A 6,639-nucleotide genomic window follows, 5' to 3' on the forward strand; every position below is an offset into this window, starting at 1 on the left:
AAAATGACTACAAATCTAGACGCTAGAAACCTGACTTTAGAAGATGTTCATCATTTTTTGAGATATGAAGAATATTCCAATGGCTCAATCACATCATTACTCTCCCTAGAACCTTTAACAGAACTTGAACAGCAGGAACTCTCACGAATCCGTACTCTTTTTCGGAGCTACTACGCCAGCCGTAAGATTTCTGAAGGTCAAGTTAAATTTTTGCTACTTGCTCCGTTGATGTGGTTAGCTGGCTTCTACCAGCCCAACATTAAGATAATTCTGGAAGAAAATATTGCTGATATTTCCATCGAAGATGAGGACACAATCATCAAAGGGCGGATGGATATCTTAGCTGTTAACCGAACTGAAGCGAAAAGCACTACTACACCCTTCTGGATATTGGTGGTTGAATCTAAAAATAGTAGTGTTGAAGCCTTAGAAGGTTTACCTCAATTACTTACTTACGCTTGCAAAACTTTAGAGAATCAAACATCAGTGTGGGGGCTGAGTACAAATGGATTGAGCTATTGGTTTATCCATATCCAGCAAGGAAATCCCCCAAATTATCAAATCTTACCGGAAGTGAACCTGATTGACTCGGAACGTTCGATGCAGTTGTTGCAGGTTTTGAAGGCAATCTGCAAGTTCAACCCAAGATAAGCGGATCGCTTTCCTCCTCTCTCTTGCTGAATAGTGACCGCCTCTCCTACCAGGGCTTAGAATAAAAAAGATGCTATGGAATTTTTGCTTAGATTGGATAAAGCTCCGGCTAGGCTGGGTGCTGTCAAATTCAATATAGATATTTCGGGTGCTAACTCTACGCAGTTGACCCGTGTACTTCAGTAATGCTTCGCACTCCCCATAACATATGTTCATAGAGGAAAAAACTCAGACACCGGAGCTAAGAGGGCACCGTACTCTCGCAGCGATCGTGTTTACAGATGTCGTCAGCTATAGTGCGTTGATGGCAGCCCACGAGGATTACACTTTGGACTTGCTTCGTCGGGACTTCCAACTGATCAACGAACTATGTCATCGCTTTGAAGGCAAAGTACTCAAAACCATCGGTGATTCATTACTAATGTACTTCTCCAGTGCTGTCAAGGCAGTGGCTTGCGGTCAAGAAATCCAATCGAGCTTAGCGACACTTGCTGCTAACCTAGCCCCGGAGGATGTCTTAACCCATCGCATTGGTATTCATTTGGGGGATGTGTTTTTCAATGGCAGCGATGTCATGGGCGATGGTGTTAATGTGGCAGCGCGGTTGCAAGCGGAAGCGCAACCGGGAGGAATTTGCCTGTCGCAAACCGTCTACGAGGTTGTCAAAAATCCTCTGGCGCTAAAAGCAACTGACTTAGTGCAAAGAAAGTTAAAAAACCTTCCCGAATCTATCTTGGTTTACCACATTCCTCCACTCTACCCCACTCCATTTACAACACAGTGGGAACTTAACCAGGCACAGGTTCACGCGGAACTTAGTCGCAACGAAGCTAAGTCAGTTATTTACTCATCTGGACAATGGGTTTTGTTGAATGAACACTTTTTCCAAATTGAAACATATAGTCAGAATTCCGATGGCAAACTGACAATTCAAATTCCTTCTAAAAGTGTCGAAGATGATGCGGTAATCCAGTTGCTTCGCCCTAACCTTGAGCAGTCGCAGTCGGTGAAGTTTGCTTACCAAAATGACGGGATGCTCGTTAAAGTTAAGGGTGTAGAAGCCATATCGAGAGAAGATTACAAAATTTGGACACTCACCCTTGAACCGAAAAATCTTAAGGCTAATGGTTATCCGCTTGAGCAATCCTCTAAAGGATCAAAACAAGTCTATTCGCCAGATGACATAGCTAAGTTGAAAGTCAGGCGGCTGTTACTCAATGACCCACCAAAACTGCTAATGCTGAGGGATGCTCAGATGTTCAGCCCAGCTTTAGCGGAGCGTGAAAGGCTTGAGAAATTAATCAAAGGTAGTGCTACCCCAATTAGTGTTGAAGATTGCGTGATTCAGTCTCTATATCCCAGGTATAAGGATAAACCAGGGGTGTTTCTAGAACTTGCCCGACTTCAAGCAATTTTCTTTCTAAAAGCAGCAGGTATTGTTGAGCAAGTACAAGAACTGGCTGTAGGACCAATTTCTCAAGGCAAGGTTCATGTCCGGTTTCGAGGAAAAAGACGGCAAGCTCAGAGCGAACTAGCGGTAATTGAAGTAGAAGGCGACTGTCTTCTTGTGAATGAGAGCTAATTATCCTGCTTTATAGGGTTGTCAAAACGCTCAAACTGCTCCATTAAACAGTTTGCAATGCGATCAGCCGCTCCTGGCTTACCCATCCGCTGACGACCATTCTCTCCGATTAGCTGTAGCCAGTCGGGGTCACGAAACAACTGCTGTACTACACTGGCAACCTTGTCTGGGTGTTCCACCAAGATTAATGATGGCCCTAATAAACGAGTTTGCGCTTCGGCAAAGGAGGGGGTAAATTGAGGGCCTTTTCCAGGAATTGCGATCGCAGGTTTTCCCAGTCCCACAAACTGCTCTGTTGCTGTTCCTGCCATTGCAATGCAGCAGTCACCTTTGAGCAAGCAGAGGTTATAGTCATCAGTCGTCAAAATCAACGTTGCATTGTTTTTGGTAAATGCCAAAGCAGTTGGGTCATTAACTTGGAGAGTAGACACACTCGATTCAAGTGGTTGCTCTACCCAACCTTGCGCTTCTAGCGTTTGGCGTAATGGGTCAAGACTCAACGCTGGAGTAATGGCACTAAGAAACAAAAGTGATCGATCAGGAAACGTTTCAAAGAACCCAGCCGTTGCTTGCACGATTTTCTCCCAATTCTCATAAGCCTCTGGCGCTCTGGAACCAGGTAATAGTGTCACAATAAGCGATCGCTGCATTTCCTTCAATTCAGCGTCGGGTTCATAAAAAATCGGTGCCGGATTTTTTGGATAAATTCCATCCATCATCGGATTACCCAGATCAAACGCTGGGATAGACCACTGCTGTAAGATTTCCGTTGTCAGCTTGTCTCTCGGAAATACCGCCTTGCAACGTCGATGACTCATTAACCAGCGTTCCCAAGGTAGATAAACTGACCCAGACCAACCTTCCCAACGCGATCGATTAGGCAACCATCCTGCTTCATCTCGCAAATAGTATTCAGATTTAGCGGTACCGACAAAGACGTAAGGTGCCCCGCTCAACCAAGCAAATAACAAGGGAACAATATCCCCGACCGCTAGTATGACTCCTCCTCTTTTAGCCCACCGACGAACTGCTTTAAATTGCGCCCAAGTGAGTTGCAGTAAGCCACCCTGTAAATCTCGTAGTAGCTGACGCCCTTCCATATAAATAAAGCCGCCGGAAGGCATCGTCCGCACCGAGCCAATCATCGGAATGTCTAGTTGAGTATAAGCTCGTCCTTCACCCACTAACGGCAAAGCTGCCAGTTCTGGGGCAGCTTGGTGATGCTGCAATTCTTGGCAAATTCGGACGGCAATGACATCCTCTCCGTGACCATTACTAAGGCACAGCAGCTGCATAATGGGTGATTAGTTTTTTAACAGTTTTTAACATCGAAAAATTAACCACTGAGCATCAGTGGCATCAAAAATTCGTATCAAGCATTAGTGATCATACATTCACTTGTATGTTCGCGCCTTTTTCTGAGCAATTATACCTGTTCTGCTCGAACAACCCCTCTGCCTTTTGCCTTCTGCCTTTCGCTATAAGTCACTCCTCATCCTGTCAAGACCTGCCAACATTTCTCAAGTTAGCCTCATCGGGTGTGGCAGATGCAGAGGTGGCACAGCCCTTGGAACTTAACGATTTAAGCAACGGTCACGTTAAACAAAAGCAAGCAATTTTTAACGGATCGGACTAGCGATCGAGGCTATTTTTATGCTAAATAGAGCTGTTGCAATTTCCACATTAGCACTCCTCGCGGCTGGAGAGTTAAATCACCAAGCGATCGCGAGTCCAGATGTTGTTAGTTCAACCCCGGAACCCGCAGCAAGAAACTATGTCGTTCCAGTTGAAGCCTCGCCAGCACCACAACCCTCTACGGCAGTCGCTTCACCCGAAGTGGTTGTGACACCCGAATTTGCTCAAGTTACCCAAACACCTGTTAGCGCAACGGCTTCTGATTTGCCGATACAGTCAACCCCAATATTAGCTCAGTCTACGAGAGCCAATACCAATGTAGTAGTAACCACAACACCAGCGTCTACCCAACCAACAAGAACGCCCGTTAACTCTACAAATCCACCATCAGGAACTACCACTACCTCAACAACTATTAATACCCAAGCTCAGGCAACCCAAACACCTGCTAGAGCTGTAGTTTCTAATGATTTAGCCGTTACTGCCACTGATGTTCAGGTAAGGGGGGTAACACAAGAATTACAGCAAATTGTTTTAAACACAATCGGCACTCGTGCTGGCGGTTCAACCAGTCAAAGCCAGCTAGATAGTGACGTTGCAGCAATTTTAAACACAGGTTTATTTGCCAATGCTCGTGTGTCCACTTCTCAAAGTCAAGATGGATTGAGCGTAGTTTACCAGGTAGAACCAGTCATTTTGCGATCGCTTCAACTCTCTGGTAACCAAGTTCTCACCCCAGCCGTTGCTAATGACTTCTTCAAATCTCAAATTGGACAACCCATTAGCCCAACGGCAATGCGCCAGGGTATTCAACAGCTAAGCAAATGGTACACCGACAACGGTTATACTTTGGCACAAGTACTAGACGCACAACCATCACGCAATGGTGTTGTCACAATTGCGGTAGCTGAGGGTGTCATTGGTGACATTAATGTCCGTTTTCTGGACAAAGAGGGTAACCCAGCTGAAGGGCGTACCCGTGAAGACTTCATCAGGAGTGAGTTAAAGCTCCAACCGGGTCAAATATTCCGTGTAGATGTAGCGCGGCAAGACTTACAGCAACTTTATCAATTAGGGCTGTTTGACAACGCCAATGTTGCCTTAAATGGCGATGCCAGAAATGTTGATGTAACTTACGAACTCACCGAACGACCTGCCCGTGGGGTAAATGTGGGTGGTGGCTACAGCGGTAGTACTGGTGTCTTTGGCACCATCAGCTACAAAGACCAAAATTTAGGTGGAATCAATCAGCAATTAGGACTCAACGTTCAGGTTAGTGGTCGCGATTTACAATTTAACGGCAATTTCACTGACCCTTATCGTGCTAGTAATCCAGACAAGCCAGGATATAGTGTTGATGTCTTCCGCCGTCGAACCGTATCTACGGTCTTTGATGATAATTTTGCGAATGATATTGAAGCGGAGGATTATGATGAACCCAACCAAGGACAATTTGGTGCTGGCGTTAGGTTAAGCAAACCAATTGATGATTGGCAAGCCTCAGTCGGATTGAACTACACCCGCACCAGCATCCGCGATGACGATGGCAATATTATCTCAGTAGATGCCTTGGGGAATCCTCTCTCCTTTAGTGGAACTGGTATTGATGACCTGGTAACTGTATCTGCTGGGGTAACAAAAGACCAACGGAACAATCCCGTTAATCCCACTCAAGGCTCCGTCCTGAGTCTTAGCACAGAACAGTCAATCCCTGTCGGGAATGGCAATATTTTCATGAATCGCCTGCAAGCCAATTATTCACAATACACGCCTGTTGACTTGTTGGGTGGTGATAAACCCGAAGTGTTGGCGTTTAATGTCCAGGGTGGTACAACGATTGGTGATTTGCCACCTTATCAAGCCTTTAACCTGGGTGGTATCAACTCAGTACGGGGTTATGGCACGGGTGATGTCGGTAGTGGGCGCACCTATGTCTTAGCATCGGCTGAGTATCGTGTGCCTCTCTTCAATCCAGTTGGTGCGGTTCTGTTTGCAGACTTTGCTTCTGATTTAGGTACAGGTGACACGGTGCCGGGAGAACCGGGAATTGTGCGTGGGAAGCCAGGAACCGGATTTGGTTATGGAGCAGGTTTGCGGGTAGACTCACCGATTGGCATCATTCGCGCTGACTACGGCTTCACTGACCAAGGCGATAGCCAACTCCAGTTCGGAATTGGTCAACGGTTCTAAGGTCTTAGTGGAGTGGCTTAAGAAAGGGCGATCGCACAATGCTAATCTAAAAGCCAAACTCCCCAACCCAAAATTGCCATGACTCGTCTTCCTGCTCAATCAGACCCGCCGCTTTCACCTCGGCAGACGTTGCCGACAATGTACGACTTACCCAGCGAAGACCCGAAGGAATCTGGATTGCCTGACGAATTTCATTTGTGGCAATCTCAGCTGCTGCAACTCACCTTTAAGCCCCGTAACTGGAATCCAGATGAGGTGTTTAGCGCTTGTGACCTCAATCTCTACTATGATGTCACTCATTCTCAGTGGTACAAACGCCCAGATTGGTTCGGTGTTGTGGGTATAGAGCGGCTTTATGAAGGGCGAGACTTACGTTTAAGCTATGTAATTTGGCAAGAAGGAGTGAGTCCAGTTGTGGTGGTGGAGTTGTTATCTCCAGGTACCGAGGATGAGGACTTGGGGCGTACCGTGCGAATCGTTGGCTAGAAACCAATCCTGTTAAGGATTAGGGGGATTAGCCGCAAGGTATAGAACCTTGACAACTGAATGACCATGTAGGTGAGAGTCAATATCCTAGAACC

General features: G+C 46.3%; 4 protein-coding genes and 1 pseudogene. 4 read left to right on the top strand and 1 reads right to left on the bottom strand.

Annotation, left to right across the window (positions count from 1 at the left end):
* Positions 1 to 3: 3 nt before the first annotated feature.
* Positions 4 to 651 (top strand): restriction endonuclease subunit R, encoded by a 648-nt coding sequence (locus tag H6F98_RS32600; protein WP_192222899.1) that lies wholly within the window; start codon positions 4 to 6, stop codon positions 649 to 651.
* A gap of 208 nt (positions 652 to 859) precedes the next feature.
* Complete coding sequence (locus tag H6F98_RS32605; RefSeq protein WP_192222900.1) at positions 860 to 2,233, top strand: adenylate/guanylate cyclase domain-containing protein; 1,374 nt, start codon at positions 860 to 862, stop codon at positions 2,231 to 2,233.
* Here H6F98_RS32605 and H6F98_RS32610 read toward each other — a convergent pair.
* Positions 2,230 to 3,528, bottom strand: a complete 1,299-nt coding sequence (locus tag H6F98_RS32610; protein ID WP_192222901.1) for a lipid-A-disaccharide synthase-related protein — start codon at positions 3,526 to 3,528, stop codon at positions 2,230 to 2,232. The two genes, H6F98_RS32605 and H6F98_RS32610, sit on opposite strands and share 4 nt — an antisense overlap.
* A 358-nt stretch (positions 3,529 to 3,886) precedes the next feature.
* On the opposite strand from H6F98_RS32610, the gene H6F98_RS32615 reads away from it, so the two are divergent.
* Entirely contained in the window at positions 3,887 to 6,058 is a 2,172-nt protein-coding gene (locus tag H6F98_RS32615) for a BamA/TamA family outer membrane protein (protein ID WP_192222902.1), read from the top strand.
* A 78-nt stretch (positions 6,059 to 6,136) separates the two neighbouring features.
* Positions 6,137 to 6,532 (top strand): annotated as a pseudogene (locus tag H6F98_RS32620) (Uma2 family endonuclease); the annotation flags it as partial.
* Positions 6,533 to 6,639 lie beyond the last annotated feature (107 nt).

The organism is Microcoleus sp. FACHB-SPT15 (assembly GCF_014849525.1).
GTDB lineage: Bacteria > Cyanobacteriota > Cyanobacteriia > Cyanobacteriales > Coleofasciculaceae > Symplocastrum > Symplocastrum torsivum.

Bases quoted from the DNA above. Each gene is read 5' to 3' on its own strand.
- H6F98_RS32600 (WP_192222899.1), top strand. From the start codon at position 4: ATGACTACAAATCTAGACGCTAGAAACCTGACTTTAGAAGATGTTCAT.
- H6F98_RS32605 (WP_192222900.1), top strand. From the start codon at position 860: ATGTTCATAGAGGAAAAAACTCAGACACCGGAGCTAAGAGGGCACCGT.
- H6F98_RS32610 (WP_192222901.1), bottom strand. From the start codon at position 3,528: ATGCAGCTGCTGTGCCTTAGTAATGGTCACGGAGAGGATGTCATTGCC.
- H6F98_RS32615 (WP_192222902.1), top strand. From the start codon at position 3,887: ATGCTAAATAGAGCTGTTGCAATTTCCACATTAGCACTCCTCGCGGCT.